Raw genomic sequence first — 17,755 nt, 5'->3', positions numbered from 1 at the left:
GGAGAATAGGATGAAAAATAAAGAACCTTTAATTCTGGTTGTTGTTGTTGCTTTTACTCTCCTAACTTATTGGTTAGTTGAGCCATATGCACACTCTGTAATGCACAAGCATGTAGAGAGTGAGCACTTTGCTTATGCAGACTTAAAGCCAGTTGCAAAAACTGGTAATGTTGCAAGCGGTAAAGAGTTAGTTACAGGTGCTGCTGCATGTACTGGATGTCACTCGATAGAAAAAGAGGGTATGCCAGCTGCTATGGACGCAGTTTCTGCTGCTGCTAGTTATGGTGTAAATCCACCAGACTTAAGCAATGCAGGTGCTATCTATGATGCAAAATTTTTAGCTAACTTAATAGTAAATCCTGCTCATGCACTAAAAGTTGAGCACAAGTTTGATGCTGCAAAAGGGCAATCACACCCAATGACTGCATTCTTTGGTGCTGGTGGAGATGCTGAGCAAGAAGTTGCGGATATGGTTTCATACCTACAATCAATTGCTGTAAAACCTGAGGAAGTTACTCCAAAAATGGCATACGAAAATGCTTGTGGTAGATGTCACGCTGTTTCATACGAGAAGTGGACACAAGTTGGCGAAAAACCAGCGTTTAAGTTTGAAAAAGAGTCTTTGGCATTTGATATTCAAGTGTTAGAGTACCAAGAACACTTAACAAAATATATGGGTAAATTGCCTCCAGATTTAAGTATGTATATACGTTCTCGTGGTGAACACTTTATAAGTACATTTATAGAGAACCCACAAGCACACTTAGAGGGTACTGCAATGCCAAGAGTTGGTGTTACTGCAGAAGCTGCTGAGAAAGTTATAGAATATCTAGAAGATGCTGGTGATACAAAAAGACACGAAAGAGAATCACTTGGTAAATCTGTATTGATTTACTCTGTAATCTTTGCTATCTTTGCTCTTTTATGGAAAAAACAAGTCTGGAAAGACCTACACTAATCTCTACCATTCTACCTCTTCTTGAGGTAGGATATATTATATCCTCCACCACTCATTACTAATTCATTTTATAATAATATCATCCACTCTTATGAGTAGATTGACTTTTACTTCTTTAGTGCAACTACGATAGTTCCACAAAGTAAATCATGCAGAGTTTTTTTATCTCTTCTATAAAATGGTAAAAATAGCCCTAAAAGAGTTGAAGCTGTTACTAAAAATAGAAAAAATCTTAAAATGGCTCTAAAAAAGCCAATATATTCGCCACTTTTATCATCTACAACTTTGATTTCATACGCTTTTTTTCCAGGAGTCTGTCCAAATTTACTCAAAAGTAGCGCATAAATCAAGCCATATAACAAAACAGCACCAAGAGGTGCTAGTTGTGATGATAAAAACTCATCTTTTCCGTCCATTACGATATAAGCTGTTATATAAAGGATTGGTGCGTAGATCATAAACATGTCTGTTATCAACGCTTTTACTCTTTGATTATATGGAGCATAAATATATTTTGGCAGCTCTTTTTTGCTCTCTTTTTTTTGTCTGTTTTTTATGTTTCTAAATCTCATAACGCAATTATAACAGATTCAAAAACTATTTTCTCATTTAAGGGAGTCATAAAATAGAGCTCTTTGTAGAATATGCGACAATAAATTAACAATAAATTAACAAATAGCTCCCAAATCATGAAATTTAAACTTACTTTAAAAATTGCGGATGTAAAATGTTCTCTACTCTAATAAATCGCATAACTTGAAGTGATATTTCACATCTTAAATTAGCGATAAGAGAAAATAGGAGAGATAAAATGAGAAAAATGATAAAAATGTCTATGGCAGCAGTTATGATGATGGGTGTTGGTGCAGTTTCTGCTCAAGCAGAGGGAACTGATATCTTAACAAATATCAAAGCAAAAGGGCAAGTAAGAGCTCGTTATGAGATGGTTGATGCTTCTGACAATGGAAATGCTAATGCTAATGCCTTTACTAACCGTTTAAGCCTTGGTGTTAGTGCTGATTTATTAGGAACTGATTGGTTGTCTGCTTATGCTGAGATGACTGATGTTCGTGCATTAAATGAAAACTATAATAGTACTGCTAATGGTGAAACAACTCATCAAACAGTTGCTGATCCAAGTCAGACTCGCTTAACACAAGCATATATTGATATCAAGTATGGTAAAACAAAGTTAAGAGCTGGTCGTCAAATGATAAATCTTGATAACCAAAGATTTGTTGGTGCAGTTGACTGGAGACAAATGCCACAAACTTTTGATGCATATACGTTAACAAACAACAGCATTGATAACCTAAACCTTACAGCTGTATATGTAAATCAAGTAAATAGAGTATTTGCTAATGATGCTGGCGCAACAACAAAAAATTGGGATACAAGAACTCTACTCTTAAACGGTTCATACAAAGTAATGGATGAGTTAAAAGTTACTGCTTATGACTATATGATCGGAACAGGTACGGCTGGTGGCATGGGTAGTGATACTTACGGTGTTGCATTAACAGGAGATATCAAAGCTGCTGATGGTGTTAAAGTAGGTTACCGTGCTGAGTATGCAAATCAAACAGATGCAACTATGGAAAATTCAGGATTTAGCAACTCAACTAGTGATGTTGATGCAGATTACATGAACTTCCAACTTAATGCTGATGTAAGTGGTTTCTTAGCTGGAGCTCAGTATGAGGTATTAAGCGGTACAAATGGAACTGATGGAAAGACAGCATTTGCTACACCACTTGCTACACTACACGCTCATAACGGTTTTGCTGATATGTTCTTAGCTACACCAACAAAAGGTCTTGAAGATTTAAATATCTGTCTTGGTTACAAATCAAAAGATTTAGGTATGCTAAAAGCAACATTCCATGACTATACTGCTGAAGTAGATAGCACTGACTACGGTACTGAACTTGACGTAACTTACGCAAGAGCAATCCCAGGTGTTAACAACCTATCTGGTCTTTTAAAAGTTGCTGATTTCAATGCAGATAGTGCTTCAACATATGTAGACACTACAAAATTCTGGGCGATGTTAGATTACAAATTCGCTACAAAATAGTTCAAACTTTTTGCGCCTCTTTTTTGGCGCAAAAGCCCCATTTATAAAACCTCAAAATATTTAAACTCCTTTTTACCTCCAAAAGATATAATACAAACATATAAAACAGTTTAGGAATTATTATGCTAATAGATAGCTATGAGAGAGTTGTTGACTATCTGCGCATCTCCGTAACAGAGCGATGTAACTTCAGATGTCAATACTGTATGCCTGAGAAACCATTTTCATGGGTTCCAAAAGAGAATCTGCTTACTTTTGAAGAGCTTTTTTTGTTTGTAAAAGTAGCAATTGATGAGGGTATAAAAAAGATTCGCATCACTGGCGGAGAGCCTCTTTTGCGTGAAGATTTAGATAAATTTATAAAGATGATATACGATTATGCACCAGATATTGATTTGGCGATGACAACAAATGCCTATCTTCTTAAATCAACTGCTCAAAAACTTCGTGATGCAGGGCTTAAGCGCCTCAATGTAAGCATAGACACACTAAAGCCAGAAGTTGCCCTTGCTATCGCAGGAAAAGATGTTTTACAAAACGTTTTAGAGGGCGTAAATGAGGCACTCGCAGTTGGATTAAAAGTAAAAGTAAACATGGTTCCTATGAAAAATATGAACGCAGATGAGATAGTTGATGTTTTAGAGTATTCAAAGAAGCGTGGTATGACTATACGCTTTATAGAGTATATGGAAAACAAATACGCTTCCAAAGAGATAAGCGGACTAAAATCAGATGAACTGCTTTCTATGTTAAGAGAACATTATGAGTTCGTTGATGAGGGATATGATGGTGCTTCTCCATCACGTTACTACAAGATGAGTGATGGATACCGATTTGGCATAATTGAGCCTTATGGGGATGACTTTTGTAAACAGTGCAATCGTATCCGCCTAACAGCAGAGGGACAGCTTATACCATGTCTATATTTTGATGAGGCTCTAAGCATCGCAAAGTCTATAAAAGAGGGCGATATAGTAGCAGCTAGTGAAGTTTTAAGAGAAGTTGTAAGAACAAAGCCAGAAAAAAACCGCTGGGGTGGTGAAGATGGAGAGGTCTCTACTAGAGCGTTTTATGAAACGGGCGGATGATGGTATATCTAGTAGAACATTTTTATAGCATACAAGGAGAGGGGCGTTACGTTGGAACTCCTTCTCTCTTTTTCCGCTTTGGTGGGTGCAATATGAAGTGTGAAGGCTTTGGATGTGAGGAGAGTACTTCTAGCGGAGAAAAAGTTGTAGGATGCGATACTATCTATGCAGTAAATAGAGAGCATTTTTTGCAAAACTGGATTCCAATAACCTCCGCACAAGAGCTTATAAATGTCATAAACTTTTATGACTTGCCATTTGCTGTTGATGTTGTTTTAACTGGCGGAGAACCGCTTATATATGCAAATGAGCCTATCTTTGTAGAGTTTTTAGAGAATCTACATGAGAGAGGACATAAAATCACTTTTGAGACAAACGGCTCTTTAGATGTAAATTTTCAAAGATATGAGATTTATAAAAAGTGTATATTTGCACTCTCTGTAAAGCTATCAAACTCAAATGAGCCATTTCATAAAAGAGTAAAAGGCGAGGTAATAAGTAATATCGCCTTAAACGCAAAAGAGGCTTTCTTTAAGTTCTCAATAGATGCAGACTCAATTAATGCAGCACTTGAAGATGAGATTTTAGAGATAACTTCTTACTCCATAGAGAGTGATATTTACTGTATGCCACTTGGTGGCAATAAAGAAGAAGTTGAAGCAAATACAGAGCCTTTGATAGAGTTTTGCAAAGCAAAAGGGTACAAATTTAGCGACAGACTCCATATACGAATATGGAATCAAAATAGAGGTGTTTAGTGATAATAAGAAAGCTTTTTAAATTTGAAAATGCGCATATAGTTAGAGGATGTTCAACTCTTAGATGCAGAAGCTCAATTCATGGCCACTCATACAAAGTAGAGCTCCTATTTGAGTCAAATTTCTTGGATAATGGTCAAATGGTTTATGATTTTGGGCTAATGAAACAAAATATGAAAATGATAATTGATAGTTTTGATCACGCTATTACTCTGTGGAGTGAAGATGACAAAGAGTATATAGATGATATGAAAAAACACTCTGCAAGATGGGTAGTTACACCGTTATCTCCTTCAGCTGAACAGTTCTCACGGCTATTTTTTGTCCTTATGGATAAACTTTTATCTCTTACTACTTCAGTAAATGGAGAAAAAGAGGTAAAGCTTCACAGCGTGATAGTACACGAAACAGATACGGGCTATGCGCAAGCGTTTAGCGAAGATGCTTACTCAAAAAATATGGGAGCTATAAATCTTGATGAGATTATATTTAGTGATGCTATCAAAGATGACTGGGCAGAAAATAACTTTTGGGAGAAGATGAAAAGAGGTGAGAGGTTTTTAAACCCCACAACTGTTTGAGAGCTCTTTTTGCTCTTTTGAGTTAAAACTAAATCTTGTAGATATTATCTTAACACTGCTATCTTTCTTTAGTATCTCGCATCTATTATCAATGATTATAAATGCGTTTGAGAGGGCTAGGGGCGTTATCATACCTGGTGAAAATTTTCCATATGGTTTAAATTTAGAACCATCAAAGTGTCCAGGTATCAGAGCTCTTTTGCCGCTCTTTATCGCATAGTCATCGGCAATTGTAGTCTCAATAGGAGCAATATATTTTTCCATATCTCCGCTAAGAGCTAAAATAATGCTTTGCGCAAATAGTTCAAAGTTTAGTGCGGCAGCAAGTGGATTTCCTGGAAGATTTAAGACAAGTGTGTCTTTTACTTTCCCAAATGCTGTAGGTTTTCCTGGTTTTATATCAACTTTCTCAAAATAGATTTCATACCCAAAAGCACCAAATGCCTCTTTTGTAAAATCAGCATCCCCAACACTTACCCCGCCAGACGTGATTATTAGGTCGCTATCAAGGGCGCTTTGAATGTGTTCATATATATTTTCAAGCGAATCTTTAGCCGTTCCTATAAAATCAACATCGCATCCAAGCTCCTTGGCTCTTGCATAAAATGTAGGGCTGTTTGTGTTGTAGAGCTGATGAGCATCAACACTCTCAAAATGCATCTTTAGCTCATTTCCTGAAGCAAAAATTGCCACCCGAGGCTTTTTATATACTTTTATGTGGCTAATACCTTGAGATGCAAGAAGTGTTATGTGGTGTGCATATAGCTTTGTCCCAGCATAAAGCAGAGCAGTACCACTCTTAATATCTTCTGCGCATAAGCGGATATTGCTACCTTTTTTAACTCTATCCATAATCGTTATAGTCTCATCAATGTTTTTTACTAACTCAATTGGAACTACACTATCGCATCCATGTGGGATTTTTGCTCCAGTCATTATTTTAATGGCAAATCCGCTCTCTAGCTCTTCATCTGAGTCATCACCAGCAAAAATCGTATGTTTTACTTTTAGTATCTTATTGGCATCTTCAGCTTTAATAGCGTATCCATCCATTGCTGAGTTATCAAATGGAGGAAGATTATGGATAGCTTTTATCTCTTCTGCTAAAACATATCCAAGAGATTTCTCAAGAGGTACAATTTTTAGTGATTTTGGTTTTGTGTGCTTGTAGATAAGTTCTAACGCATCTTCTATTGAGGTTGCCATGTTTCTTCTTTTTGCATTTTTATTGTAACATTTCGGCATGAATGAAATGTATGATATGAGTATTGTAACACATAACTGGGGCGTTATAGCGGTTTTAGGTGTCATTTTGATAAATATTTTAATGCTCCTTGGCATAAAAAGCAACGTAAGATATAGAAGAGCTATCTCTCTTTTTACTCCTATTGTTGGAACTGCTATTGGTATGGTAATTTTTACAGGTATCGTTATGATGGCATCGAAGCATCTAAACTTTACTATCGAAAATATAGTAATGATACTCTTTGCGACAGCACTTACTTATCTTGAGGTAAAGCGTTCTAAGAGCTTACGAAGCGTAAAAGATGAAGAGTCGTTCGCAAACCATAAAAAATATGCACTTAAAATCTTTTTGATAGAGATATTTGTTGTGCTTAGTATATCAAGCTGGATGTGGATGTGATATATATACTTGATGATGAAGCAGGTAAAGAGAAGCTCCATGTTAGGGCAGAACTACACAAATATCTAATTAAAGTACGCCGTCATAGAGAGGGTGATATTTTACATTTTAGAACAAGAGAAAATCTGGAGCTTTTGCACACTTACCGCGTAGATACAGTTGAGCCAAGAAGTGCTGAACTTATTTTAATCTCTTCTCAGATTAATGAGGTAAAAAGCTTAAAAAATCTACATATAGGCTGGTGTGTGATAGACTCAAACTCTATTGAGAAAGTGCTTCCTTCTCTTTGTGAGATAGGTGTTGAGGCGATAACTTTTATCTCATGTGAGAGAAGCCAAAAAAACTTTAAATTAGATTTTAAAAGATTTGAGAGAATTCAAGAAGCCTCGATGCAACAGTGCGGCAGGAGTAACTATATAGAGCTTGAGAGTTGCAAGAGTGTAAAAGAGTTTATATCAAAGCACCCAGATACAAAAGTGTTTGATTTTTGTGATAATACGCTAAGTGATTATAGTGATATAAAAACTGTTCTTATTGGATGTGAGGGCGGATTTTCGCCAAACGAGAGAGAACTTTTTAAATCTCTTGGAAGTTTTAGACTAGATACTCCAATGGTTTTACGCTCAGAGAGCGCAGTCTTGGCAGTTGCAAGTAAAATTGTACTTTAGAGTAGCAATATTTTTAAATTAAGATAATTCTTGCTACAATGCCACTCTTAAAATCCGCCCTCATACGGATTTAAAAAATATATAGATATTCGCAAATTACCGAGTATCAAAAGGCAAAAAAATGAAAAAAGATATTCACCCAAAATTAGTAGCGTGTACTGTTACATGTTCATGTGGAAACAGTTTTGTAACTGAAGGCCAAAAAGATGAGATGAGAATCGACATCTGTAATGAGTGTCACCCGTTCTTTACAGGTTCTGAGAGAATGGTAGATACTGCTGGAAGAATTGATAAGTTCAAGAAGCGTTACGCTCAAAACTAGTCAAGATTTTTCTTGCTTACATTAGTTCCAACTCCAATTGGAAATATAGGTGACATATCACTTAGAGCTATCGAAGCTCTAAGTAACGCTGACACACTTCTTTGTGAAGACACAAGAGTCACAAAAAAACTTATCCAAATCCTCAAAGAACGATATAACACTACTTTTAAAGAAGAACAAAATTTTATCTCACTCCACTCCCACAATGAAAAAGAGTTTATAGAAAAACTTGACCCATCTTTTTTTGATGAAAATGTTATCTATGCAAGTGATGCAGGTATGCCTGGCATTAGCGACCCTGGACAAGCTCTAGTTAGATATGCTCAAGACAATGGAGTAAAATATGATGTTTTACCAGGGGCAAATGCGCTGTTAACCGCATTTGTAGCAAGTGGTTTTGTAGATACAAAAATGCTTTTTTGGGGATTTTTGCCACATAAAGGTAAAGATAGAGAAATTTCACTTCAAGGCGCACTTAATAGCGGATTTACGACTATTGTTTACGAATCGCCGCATAGGCTTGATAAACTTTTAAATGAACTATCAGCAGAAGAGCCTTTACGAAAAATATTTTTAGCAAAAGAGCTTACTAAAAAATACCAGCGATACTATTTTGGAACAGCGCTAGAGGTTAAAGAAAAAGTAAATGAAAATCTAAGAGGCGAGTGGGTTGTAGTAATCCAAGCAAACGAGGGACAAAACAGCTCTGCAATCAGCCAGAGGGATATTTTAGAGCTTGACTTGCCAAAGAAAGTTCAAGCAAAGCTAATTTCTAAAATCACTGGTGAGAATACAAAAGTGTGTTACGAGAGATTGTTGCATCTCTAAAATGCACACTATTTTAATAATTTTGGATAAAATGCCTACATGTTAATTTACGCGAAACAACCAATAAACTATATTATACAAAATCATCCAAACAAGATAAAGCGACTTTATCTTGCAAAAGAGATGGAAAAAAAAGAGTACTCACGCCTGATGAAAATGGGTTTTGAGATAAAGAGAATTCCCTCTGATGCGGCTGGTAAGATGTGTAAAAATGCTTCACATCAAGGTATATTAGCAGATGTAGATGAGTACGCTCTTCATAATTACAAAACATTTTTAAATTATGAGTTTGTACTTGTTTTGTCTGGGCTTACTGATGTTGGTAACATTGGCGCAATCATTAGAACCGCATACGCTTTAGGTGTGGATGGTGTAATTGCTTGTGGAGTGAAATCACTTCCTCTTGAGGCAATTGTAAGAACAAGTACTGGAGCGCTGTTTGATATGCCTTTTGCAATTGAGCAAAATGTCCTTGATGTTTTAAATGATCTTAAGATGTCTGGATTTACCACATATGGCGCAGATATGGGCGCAAAAGATATTCGTGATGTTGAAGTTAAACAAAAGAGAGCACTTTTCTTAGGCAGTGAAGGGGAGGGGCTCACTCAAAGGGTAAGCTCAAAACTCGATGAAGTTGTCAGTATAAAAATGTCACATGAGTTTGACTCTTTAAATGTCAGCGTTGCTGGAGCTATTTTGATGGATAGGATGAGAAAATGAGTAGCGCTATTGATAAATTAAAGAGTATTGGTGTTCAGAAAATTCATGAGGATACTCATATATCAAGAGGGCATTTAGAGAGTATCTTTCAAGAAAATTTCGAGGAGATGAACAATAGCGTTCAAGTTGTTGGATTTTTATCAATACTTGAGAGAGAGTACGGCGTTGATTTGAGTGAGTTAAAACTAAAATCAAAAGAGCATTTTGAGTTTTTTTCAAAATATACAAAACCTGAGATTGCAGCAACAAATATTTTTTTAGCAGATAATAAAAAAAGAAAATTAACCTTTTTATACATAATTCTAGGCGTTGTGCTTTTTGTTTTGTTTGCGTATTTAAGCACCAATGTTGCCCAAGAAGAGTTAGCAGTAGAAAATGAAATCTCAAAAGTTGAGAGTGTTGTTCAAGAGAGTAACGAATCATTAGTTGCAAGCGAAGAAAATCTTATAAATATAGATGAAAATAGCTCTGCTTTGGAGCAAAATAATACTCAAGTAGAAGAGATAGAAGAAGTTATTCAAACAAAAACACAAGAGATAACAGATGAAAAAAAAGAGGAAGCTGTAAAAGAAACAGTGCAAGAAAAAACTCCTTTACAATCAGAAGCTAAAGGCGCATCTCTTAAAATTACCCCAAAAAGTAAACTCTGGATAGGTTATATCGATTTATCAACTGGTAAAAAAAGTCAGACAGTCTCTTTGGATGAGCTATCTTTGGATTCTACTAAAGATTGGCTTCTTACATTTGGACACGGACATTTAGATATAGAAGCAAACGGTAAACTTCAGCAGTACAAAACAACAAAGAACTTAAGGTTTATATATAAGAGCGGCGAATTAAAAGAGCTAAATTTAGATGAGTTTAAAGAGTTAAACAGCGGTAAAATATGGTAAAAATATTTTTTCTACTAGCGTTTTTCTTCTTCTCTTTAAATGCACAAGATCTTCTTATAAAAAAAATTCAAAATTTAGTAAATCCAAAAACATTTACTAAAGATAGAGCTTTTATAGAGACTATTTTTTCGCCAAAGAGTGAATTTTATAAATATGATGGAACAGTTGATTCTGTAAAAGTTATAAAAACGCTAAAAGAAAATGGTATTTTAAATCTTTTTTTTCAAAAACCTCGTGATATAAACATAAGTTTTAAGACTACTGGAGAGGACCTGTTTTTTATAAAAATTATGAGTGACGCTCTTCAAAATATAGGTTATTACAAATATGTAACAAAAGAGTCTAGCTTTGATGGAACTGAGTTTGTATGGAAAATAAATCTTACATCAGAGTATGCAGCAGACCCTATAATCCTCTCTCAAGAACTCAAAAAAAATGGTTGTGAAATCAGTGACGTTGTACGTGAGAATGAGAGTGATTGGGCATATGTTATAGATATGCAAAATGCAAGGCTAAATGTAAGTGAGCTAGAGGGCGGAGTTGAATTTAGTCTAAAACGTTCGCTTTATGCTTATTGGCTCGATGTTTCAAAAGTACAAACACTTGATATTAAGAGTTCAGTGAGAAATGAGTGGTACCCATACATCGCGTTTTATGATAAGTCATTAAATCTTCTTAGTGTAATAAAACTAGATACAAAAAAAACAAATATAACTCTAGATATTGATAGCGATGCCCACTATATAAAAATATCAGATATTTACACGCTAAAAAATATCAAAGATGACCTGATTTTATTGCCAGTAGAGAGATAAAGTTAAGGATACGATAAACTAAATTCTAAATTTTTTTTGATAGAATGTCGTTAATTATTTGAGTAGGAAAAATCATGTTTGATGAGATACAGTTTGATAGAATGAAAAGGTTGCCAAAGTACGTTTTTGCTGAGGTAAATGAGCTTAAGATGGCTGAGAGAAGAGCTGGTGTTGATGTTATTGATTTTTCTATGGGAAATCCAGATGGCGACACCCCAGAACATATTAGAGAGAAGCTAATAGAGTCTGCACAAAAGACAAGAACACATGGATACTCTGTTTCAAAAGGTATTCCAAAACTTTTGTTGGCGATTGCTGATTGGTATAAAAGAAGATATGACTGCGACTTAGACCCTTCTACTGAGTGTGTCGCTACTATGGGCTCAAAAGAGGGTTACGCGCACCTCGCTTATGCTATCACAAATCCTGGAGATGTCGCAATAGTGCCAGACCCTACATATCCTATACATGAGTACTCTTTCATTCTTGCAGGAGGAAATGTTGCAAAATTTGGAATTGAGTTTGATGAAGATTATAAGCTAAACGAAGATAAGTTCTTTGAAGATTTAGATAGAGTTTTTAAGGAGTCATCTCCTAAGCCAAAATATGTTTTGGTAAACTTTCCACACAATCCGACTACAGCAACGGTAACACAAGATTTTTATGTACGTCTTGTTGCAATGGCAAAAGAGAAAAGATTTTATGTTATTAGTGATATAGCTTATGGAGATATCACTTTTGATGGTTATGTAACTCCATCTATTATGAGTGTTGAAGGTGCTAAGGATGTAGCAGTTGAGAGTTTTACGCTCTCAAAAAGCTATAACATGGCAGGTTGGCGTGTTGGTTTCTTTGTAGGAAACAAAAAGCTTATTGGCGCACTTCAAAAGATAAAATCATGGTTGGATTATGGAATGTTTACGCCTATCCAAGTTGCTGCTACTATCGCGTTAAATGGCGATCAGCAGTGTGTAAAAGATATAACAGACAAGTACAACCACCGTCAAGAAGTTCTTCTTGACGCATTTGATAGAGCTGGTTGGCATATCAAAAAAAATCAAGCAAGTATGTTTGTTTGGGCAAAAATTCCTGATTACTGTCTTCATTTAGGCTCTTTGGAGTTTTCAAAAAAACTTCTTAAAGAGGCTGGTGTTGCAGTTGCTCCAGGTATTGGTTTTGGTGTTTACGGGGATGAGTATGTTCGTATCGCGCTTATAGAAAATGATAACCGTATTCGTCAAGCAGCAAGAAATATCAAAGAGTTTTTAAAGCAGTTTCAAGACAAAGCGTAAAAATAACACAGAGATGGAGAAGTAGCATGATAAAAGTTGGAATAATCGGTGTAGGCACTGTTGGAAGCAGTGTTGTAAATATCTTAAGAGAGAATGCCGATGTAATTTCAGCTCGTGCTGGTGTTGATATAGTTGTAAAAAGCGGAGTTGTAAAAAATATTAACAAAGATAGAAGCTCTTTGGGAATAAAAATAAGCGATAACGTTGATGACATCTTAGATGATGCAGAGATTGATATTGTTGTTGAGCTTATGGGTGGAGTAGAAGAGCCCCTTGAAGTTGTAAAGAAAGCTCTTAAAAATAAAAAAGCTGTTGTTACTGCAAATAAAGCACTACTTGCTTACCATCGTTATGAACTAGCAGACATTGCAAAAGATATAGCTTTTGAGTATGAGGCAAGTGTTGCTGGTGGTATCCCAATCATAAATGCTCTGCGTGATGGACTATCTGCGAATCATATAGAGTCTATCATGGGTATCATGAATGGTACATGTAACTATATGCTCACGAAGATGACAAATGATAGTGTCGCTTATGATGTTATCCTCAAAGAGGCACAAGAGCTGGGTTATGCAGAGGCAGATCCAACTTTTGATGTAGGCGGGTTTGATACAGCGCATAAACTTCTTATCCTAGCTAGTATAGCTTATGGGATAGATGCAAAACCAGAGGATATATTGATAGAGGGGATAGAAAATATCTCTAAAGATGATATAGCCTTTGCCAAAGAGTTTGGATATGTTATCAAACTTCTTGGAATTGCAAAAAAAGACAAGAGTGAAGTTGAGCTTAGAGTTCATGCCTCTTTGATAAAAAAAGATGCGATGATTGCAAAGATAGATGGTGTTATGAATGCCATTAGCGTAGTTGGTGACAAAGTTGGCGAGACACTATATTATGGTGCTGGAGCTGGTGGCGATGCGACTGCTAGTGCTGTTGTTGCAAATATTATAGACATAGCAAGAAGTGGAAAAAGTAAACCAATGTTGGGCTTTGACAGACCGATGGAGGGCAAACTTACGCTTAGGGCAGCTGGAGATATAGAGTCAAAATATTATCTGCGTATAAATGTATCTGATAAAATTGGTGTTTTAGCACGAATTACAAAGGTATTTGAAGAGAACTCTATATCAATAGAGGCAATTCTACAAAGACAATCTTCACACGACAGCGCAAACCTATTAATCTCCACTCATAAGGCTTACGAGCATGATATTCAAAACCTTATCTCATCATTAGAGGGACTTGAGTTTGTTAACTTAAAGCCTGTGATGATTAGGATAGTTTAAAATAATTTGAATATTCTTATTACTGGAGCAAGTAGTGGAATTGGCGAAGAGTTGGCAAGGCTTTACGCTAAAGATGGAAACTCTTTAACCCTACTTGCTAGAAGAGAAGATAGACTTCTTAAGTTAAAATCAGAGCTACTTGACGCAAAAAGCGTTGAAATTATTGTTGCAGATGTAACTGATTTTGAACTCTTGCAAGATAAGATAAAGAGTTTGAATGACATCGATATGGTAATACTCAATGCTGGTGCATCTCTTGGGCACTCTTTAGAAATAACCCCCTTTAGTGATTTTAAAAAACTATATGATATAAATCTTCTCTCAAACCACGCTATCCTAGAAGTGCTTTTACCACAATTTAAAGCCAAAAAGAGTGGAAAAATCATCTTTATCTCATCTTTGGCTTCACTTATATCTATGCCAACTTCAGTTGCTTACAGCTCCTCAAAAAGAGCTCTTAATGCCTATGCAGAGGGCATTAGATACAAATATAAAAATGATGGGATAAAGGTTATAAATATCTTGCCTGGGTTTATAAAGAGTGAGATGACAGATAAAAACAGCTTTAAGATGCCATTTTTTCTTGATACAAAAAGTGGGGCAGAGAGAATTTATGATGCGATTAAAAAAGAGAAAACTTTTTATCCATTTCCGCTTAGATTTTATTTAATCATCTCTGCTCTAAAGATGCTTCCGCAATTTTTAAGAGATAAAATTGTAAACTCGTTGCGCTAAATTTTAAAAAAATAGATAATTATATGGTAGGTTTTATGGAAAATATTCAGACAATAGATAGTGTATGTACATACTGTGGGGTTGGTTGCGATATAGCAGCAGATGTAAAAGATAATAAGATTCAAAAGATTTTCGCGCATCCAGATGGAGTTGTTTCACAAGGAAAACTCTGCATAAAAGGGAAGTATGGTTTCGATTTTGTTGACTCAAAAGAGAGATTAAGAGTACCTAGAATAAAGAAGAGTTTTTTAGAGAAAAACCCATCTATCAAAGAGGCGATTTTACCTTCACTTGTAGATTATGACGATGTTTGGTATGAGAGTGATTTACAGAGTGTTACAACTGCTGCTGCAATGAAACTTACAGATGTACAACAAAAATATGGACGAAAAAGTATCGCATCAATAGGTGGAGCTAGAACTTCATGCGAGAGTGTATATCTTTTTCAAAAATTTACACGCCACACACTAAACTCTCCACATGTTGACAACTGCGCTAGAGTTTGTCACTCGCCTAGCCTAAAAGGGATGCGTACAACTATCGGAGAAGGCGCTGCAACAAATCCATACAACGATATATATAACTGTGAATTTATGATTGTCATAGGTTCAAATACAACTGAGGCTCATCCTATTATCGCAAATCGTATAGTAGATATGGCGCAGAAACATGACAATATGGCTGTTTTTGATGTTAGAGAGATAAAGCTTCATAAATTTGCAAAGTATAAAGCGATTATGCCATATGAAGCAAATCTGCTTGTTTTAAATATGTTGGCGTATGTAATAATCAGTGAAGAACTTTATGATGAGAGTTTCATAGCGGAGCGAACAAAAGGGTTTGATGAGTTTAAGCAAAAGATTTTAAATGATCCTTATGCAAATCCTAAGTTTTTTGAAAATATTGATGGATATGAGTCATTAGCTAAGATGATTCCAAAGGTTGCTCGTGAGTATGCTCTTAAAAAGTCTATGATTTTTTGGGGTCTTGGGATTACTGAGCATATTGATGGCTCTTACGCAGTTATGGCTATAACGCATTTAGCGCTTATGACTGGAAATATTGGAAAAGCTGGAGCTGGGCTTATGCCTCTAAGAGGACAAAATAATGTTCAAGGAGCTTGTGATATGGGGATGCTTCCATATTATGACCCAGATTATCAAACACCAAAAGAGGTTGGTTTGATGACACCGCAACTAGTAGATGAGATGCTGGAGGGGAGATTAAAAGCGATTATAAATATCGGAGAAGATTTAACTCATATCCATCCAAATCTAAACAAGATAGACAAAGCTTTAGAAGAAGTTGAATTTATCATGGTGCAAGAGCTTTTCATGACAGATATAACTTCTAAGGCTGATATCGTAATAGGTGTAAAATCAGCTTATGAGAAGACGGGAGTTTATGTAAATGCTATGAGAAGATTGCATCTTTCTCAGCCGCTTGTCAAATCAGACCTGCCAGACGACTGGGAAGTTTTGCAAATGCTTGATAATAAAATGGGTGGTAGCAGTGCCTATAAAAATTCAAATGAGATTTGGGATGAGGTACGTGAAGTTGCATATCGCCGTTTTAGCGGGGCTTCTTACGTAAGACTTGAGAGACACCGTAAACGTGGGCTTCAATGGCCTGTTCATACAGAAGACACTCCTATCTTACATCAGTTGGATTTTAGAACGGATGATGGTTTGGGTGAGTTTCATTACCATCAGTATAAACTTAGAAACATGATAAAAGAGATTTTAGAGAAGAGTTTAAGAAGTTACTATCTTACAACTGGCAGAACTATCGCTATGTACAACAACGCTGCACAAACTAAGCAGACACCTAGTTTGATGGATCGTTATGATGAAGATTTACTTCTTGTAAATGAAGATGACGCTGGAGATTTTAGAAGCCAGAGAGTGATTTTAAAGAGTAAAAACGGACAAACAACCCCTCTTAAAGTAAAATTTACAAATAAAGTAGAGCCAAAAACTCTCTTTGTAACGTTTCATCACGCATCATCTAAGATAAATGCACTCTTTGGAGATGAGAGTGATGAGCTTATCTTAACAGCGGCTTTTAAATCTGTAAAAGTAGAAGTGGTAAATATCTAGTGAGCAGAGCTAAGGGAGATATAGCAGAGCAGAGAGCCTCTTTATTTCTCTTAGAGAATGGCTATACGATAGTTGATAAAAACTTCTACTCCCGCTTTGGAGAGATAGATATTATCGTTATAAAAGATGAAGTTTTACATTTTGTTGAGGTAAAGAGTGCGCTTGATTATGAACTTGCAGTTCAAAATATCACAAAAGGCAAACTCTCAAAAATTATAAAAACTGGTGATGTTTATCTTAAAAAAAATGCCCTAAATGTTGATTATATGTATGATGCTGTGATAGTTACGCCAGAAAATATCTGGCATTTAGAAAATATAACGATTTAATCTTCACTTTTTTTAAGTTCAATCTCATCTAAGAGAGAAAAAAAGCCATCAGGCTCTCTGCTTCCTCTATCTGCATGTATTATCTTTGCATCTTTTGTCAAAAAGTAGTGTCTAGGCACACCCTTGACTTCAAAATGTTTTGGAATATTGTGCCTATCTCTTGACATGTACAGAGGGATATACTCCTCTTTTAATCTCTTCATCACTTCATCTTTTGATAGTGTCATCTCTTTAAATCTATCACACCATCTACAATCATCAGCTCCGACAAAGAGGTATACATCTTTGTTTTGTTCTTTTGCTTGTTTAAGTGCTTCATCATAGTCGTGTAACCACTCTAAATCAGCCCCAAAGAGGGTTGATAGTGATAGAAAAATAAAGAGCAGGTTTCTCATACGTACATATCTAAGAGTGTATTTGAGTCTACTTTTTGGCTCTCTTGAGTAGTTTTTGGACTCTCTTGTGGAGTTTTTGCTTCAAGCGATGTGATGTTTTCAACTGGATTGTTTGAAGAACTACTCTCTTTTGAAGTTGCATTTGAGCTTGTATCGGGTTGACCTATTTGAACTTGATTTGAATAAGGCGACTGAAATAAATAACGAGTTACTTCCATAACTTCCTCCTTTTTCTTTTTATAATATAATAACATAAAATAAAA

At 35.7% G+C, this 17,755-nt stretch carries 21 protein-coding genes; 17 read left to right on the top strand and 4 right to left on the bottom strand.

What is annotated here, in order from left to right; all coding sequences use genetic code 11:
- Positions 1–10 precede the first annotated feature (10 nt).
- Positions 11–958: a c-type cytochrome gene (locus AC6H33_RS10160; protein ID WP_497604774.1), complete on the top strand. Its 948-nt coding sequence runs from the start codon at positions 11–13 to the stop codon at positions 956–958.
- Between the two features lie 107 nt (positions 959–1,065).
- On the opposite strand, the gene AC6H33_RS10155 is transcribed toward AC6H33_RS10160, so the two are convergent.
- Complete coding sequence (locus tag AC6H33_RS10155) at positions 1,066–1,530, bottom strand: RDD family protein (protein ID WP_497604773.1); 465 nt, start codon at positions 1,528–1,530, stop codon at positions 1,066–1,068.
- 239 nt (positions 1,531–1,769) lie between these two features.
- Between AC6H33_RS10155 and AC6H33_RS10150 the strand changes: the two genes are divergently transcribed.
- The 4 genes from AC6H33_RS10150 (at position 1,770) to AC6H33_RS10135 (ending at position 5,462) form a co-directional block, all read left to right on the top strand.
- On the top strand, positions 1,770–3,035 hold the full coding sequence (locus AC6H33_RS10150; RefSeq protein WP_497604772.1) for an OprD family outer membrane porin: 1,266 nt from the start codon (positions 1,770–1,772) through the stop codon (positions 3,033–3,035).
- 122 nt (positions 3,036–3,157) lie between these two features.
- Positions 3,158–4,123, top strand: coding sequence for a GTP 3',8-cyclase MoaA (moaA, locus tag AC6H33_RS10145; protein WP_497604771.1), 966 nt, complete (start codon positions 3,158–3,160; stop codon positions 4,121–4,123).
- Positions 4,120–4,881, top strand: coding sequence for a 7-carboxy-7-deazaguanine synthase QueE (locus tag AC6H33_RS10140; RefSeq protein WP_497604770.1), 762 nt, complete (start codon positions 4,120–4,122; stop codon positions 4,879–4,881). Before moaA ends, AC6H33_RS10140 begins: the two co-directional genes overlap by 4 nt.
- Complete coding sequence (locus AC6H33_RS10135; protein ID WP_497604769.1) at positions 4,881–5,462, top strand: 6-pyruvoyl trahydropterin synthase family protein; 582 nt, start codon at positions 4,881–4,883, stop codon at positions 5,460–5,462. Before AC6H33_RS10140 ends, AC6H33_RS10135 begins: the two co-directional genes overlap by 1 nt.
- Here AC6H33_RS10135 and AC6H33_RS10130 read toward each other — a convergent pair.
- Positions 5,442–6,668, bottom strand: coding sequence for a molybdopterin molybdotransferase MoeA (locus tag AC6H33_RS10130; protein WP_497604768.1), 1,227 nt, complete (start codon positions 6,666–6,668; stop codon positions 5,442–5,444). The genes AC6H33_RS10135 and AC6H33_RS10130 overlap by 21 nt on opposite strands.
- Before the next feature lie 37 nt (positions 6,669–6,705).
- On the opposite strand from AC6H33_RS10130, the gene AC6H33_RS10125 reads away from it, so the two are divergent.
- The 12 genes from AC6H33_RS10125 (at position 6,706) to AC6H33_RS10070 (ending at position 17,097) form a co-directional block, all read left to right on the top strand.
- Positions 6,706–7,107 (top strand): hypothetical protein, encoded by a 402-nt coding sequence (locus tag AC6H33_RS10125; protein ID WP_497604767.1) that lies wholly within the window; start codon positions 6,706–6,708, stop codon positions 7,105–7,107.
- Entirely contained in the window at positions 7,104–7,775 is a 672-nt protein-coding gene (locus AC6H33_RS10120) for a 16S rRNA (uracil(1498)-N(3))-methyltransferase (protein ID WP_497604766.1), read from the top strand. The genes AC6H33_RS10125 and AC6H33_RS10120 overlap by 4 nt, the downstream gene beginning before the upstream one ends.
- 121 nt (positions 7,776–7,896) lie before the next feature.
- Positions 7,897–8,097, top strand: a complete 201-nt coding sequence (gene rpmE, locus AC6H33_RS10115; RefSeq protein ID WP_497604765.1) for a 50S ribosomal protein L31 — start codon at positions 7,897–7,899, stop codon at positions 8,095–8,097.
- A gap of 12 nt (positions 8,098–8,109) precedes the next feature.
- Positions 8,110–8,925, top strand: coding sequence for a 16S rRNA (cytidine(1402)-2'-O)-methyltransferase (gene rsmI, locus AC6H33_RS10110; protein WP_497604764.1), 816 nt, complete (start codon positions 8,110–8,112; stop codon positions 8,923–8,925).
- Between the two features lie 39 nt (positions 8,926–8,964).
- Positions 8,965–9,645: a 23S rRNA (guanosine(2251)-2'-O)-methyltransferase RlmB gene (gene rlmB, locus AC6H33_RS10105; RefSeq protein WP_497604763.1), complete on the top strand. Its 681-nt coding sequence runs from the start codon at positions 8,965–8,967 to the stop codon at positions 9,643–9,645.
- Positions 9,642–10,538, top strand: coding sequence for a helix-turn-helix domain-containing protein (locus tag AC6H33_RS10100; protein WP_497604762.1), 897 nt, complete (start codon positions 9,642–9,644; stop codon positions 10,536–10,538). The genes rlmB and AC6H33_RS10100 overlap by 4 nt, the downstream gene beginning before the upstream one ends.
- Positions 10,532–11,353: a hypothetical protein gene (locus tag AC6H33_RS10095; RefSeq protein ID WP_497604761.1), complete on the top strand. Its 822-nt coding sequence runs from the start codon at positions 10,532–10,534 to the stop codon at positions 11,351–11,353. The genes AC6H33_RS10100 and AC6H33_RS10095 overlap by 7 nt, the downstream gene beginning before the upstream one ends.
- Positions 11,354–11,427: 74 nt before the next feature.
- Positions 11,428–12,645: an LL-diaminopimelate aminotransferase gene (locus AC6H33_RS10090; RefSeq protein ID WP_497604760.1), complete on the top strand. Its 1,218-nt coding sequence runs from the start codon at positions 11,428–11,430 to the stop codon at positions 12,643–12,645.
- A 26-nt stretch (positions 12,646–12,671) separates the two neighbouring features.
- Positions 12,672–13,934: a homoserine dehydrogenase gene (locus AC6H33_RS10085; RefSeq protein ID WP_497604759.1), complete on the top strand. Its 1,263-nt coding sequence runs from the start codon at positions 12,672–12,674 to the stop codon at positions 13,932–13,934.
- A gap of 6 nt (positions 13,935–13,940) precedes the next feature.
- Positions 13,941–14,669 (top strand): SDR family oxidoreductase, encoded by a 729-nt coding sequence (locus AC6H33_RS10080; RefSeq protein WP_497604758.1) that lies wholly within the window; start codon positions 13,941–13,943, stop codon positions 14,667–14,669.
- 35 nt (positions 14,670–14,704) lie between these two features.
- A complete protein-coding gene (locus AC6H33_RS10075) occupies positions 14,705–16,768 on the top strand; it encodes a molybdopterin oxidoreductase family protein (RefSeq protein ID WP_497604757.1) in 2,064 nt (687 codons plus the stop codon).
- Positions 16,768–17,097: a YraN family protein gene (locus tag AC6H33_RS10070; protein ID WP_497604756.1), complete on the top strand. Its 330-nt coding sequence runs from the start codon at positions 16,768–16,770 to the stop codon at positions 17,095–17,097. Before AC6H33_RS10075 ends, AC6H33_RS10070 begins: the two co-directional genes overlap by 1 nt.
- Here AC6H33_RS10070 and AC6H33_RS10065 read toward each other — a convergent pair.
- A complete protein-coding gene (locus tag AC6H33_RS10065; RefSeq protein WP_497604755.1) occupies positions 17,094–17,492 on the bottom strand; it encodes a thioredoxin family protein in 399 nt (132 codons plus the stop codon). The two genes, AC6H33_RS10070 and AC6H33_RS10065, sit on opposite strands and share 4 nt — an antisense overlap.
- Positions 17,489–17,710, bottom strand: coding sequence for a hypothetical protein (locus AC6H33_RS10060; RefSeq protein ID WP_497604754.1), 222 nt, complete (start codon positions 17,708–17,710; stop codon positions 17,489–17,491). The genes AC6H33_RS10065 and AC6H33_RS10060 overlap by 4 nt, the downstream gene beginning before the upstream one ends.
- Between the last annotated feature and the right edge of the window lie 45 nt (positions 17,711–17,755).

It is taken from the genome of Sulfurimonas limnophila, assembly GCF_059705345.1.
This window is presented reverse-complemented; position numbering and strand designations above follow the sequence as displayed.

What these genes read in the sequence shown, in the direction of transcription:
- AC6H33_RS10160 (WP_497604774.1), top strand. Translation starts at nt 11, where the DNA reads ATGAAAAATAAAGAACCTTTAATTCTGGTTGTTGTTGTTGCTTTTACT.
- AC6H33_RS10155 (WP_497604773.1), bottom strand. Translation starts at nt 1,530, where the DNA reads ATGAGATTTAGAAACATAAAAAACAGACAAAAAAAAGAGAGCAAAAAA.
- AC6H33_RS10150 (WP_497604772.1), top strand. Translation starts at nt 1,770, where the DNA reads ATGAGAAAAATGATAAAAATGTCTATGGCAGCAGTTATGATGATGGGT.
- moaA (WP_497604771.1), top strand. Translation starts at nt 3,158, where the DNA reads ATGCTAATAGATAGCTATGAGAGAGTTGTTGACTATCTGCGCATCTCC.
- AC6H33_RS10140 (WP_497604770.1), top strand. Translation starts at nt 4,120, where the DNA reads ATGATGGTATATCTAGTAGAACATTTTTATAGCATACAAGGAGAGGGG.
- AC6H33_RS10130 (WP_497604768.1), bottom strand. Translation starts at nt 6,668, where the DNA reads ATGGCAACCTCAATAGAAGATGCGTTAGAACTTATCTACAAGCACACA.
- AC6H33_RS10125 (WP_497604767.1), top strand. Translation starts at nt 6,706, where the DNA reads ATGAATGAAATGTATGATATGAGTATTGTAACACATAACTGGGGCGTT.
- rpmE (WP_497604765.1), top strand. Translation starts at nt 7,897, where the DNA reads ATGAAAAAAGATATTCACCCAAAATTAGTAGCGTGTACTGTTACATGT.
- rlmB (WP_497604763.1), top strand. Translation starts at nt 8,965, where the DNA reads ATGTTAATTTACGCGAAACAACCAATAAACTATATTATACAAAATCAT.
- AC6H33_RS10100 (WP_497604762.1), top strand. Translation starts at nt 9,642, where the DNA reads ATGAGTAGCGCTATTGATAAATTAAAGAGTATTGGTGTTCAGAAAATT.
- AC6H33_RS10095 (WP_497604761.1), top strand. Translation starts at nt 10,532, where the DNA reads ATGGTAAAAATATTTTTTCTACTAGCGTTTTTCTTCTTCTCTTTAAAT.
- AC6H33_RS10090 (WP_497604760.1), top strand. Translation starts at nt 11,428, where the DNA reads ATGTTTGATGAGATACAGTTTGATAGAATGAAAAGGTTGCCAAAGTAC.
- AC6H33_RS10085 (WP_497604759.1), top strand. Translation starts at nt 12,672, where the DNA reads ATGATAAAAGTTGGAATAATCGGTGTAGGCACTGTTGGAAGCAGTGTT.
- AC6H33_RS10075 (WP_497604757.1), top strand. Translation starts at nt 14,705, where the DNA reads ATGGAAAATATTCAGACAATAGATAGTGTATGTACATACTGTGGGGTT.
- AC6H33_RS10065 (WP_497604755.1), bottom strand. Translation starts at nt 17,492, where the DNA reads ATGAGAAACCTGCTCTTTATTTTTCTATCACTATCAACCCTCTTTGGG.
- AC6H33_RS10060 (WP_497604754.1), bottom strand. Translation starts at nt 17,710, where the DNA reads ATGGAAGTAACTCGTTATTTATTTCAGTCGCCTTATTCAAATCAAGTT.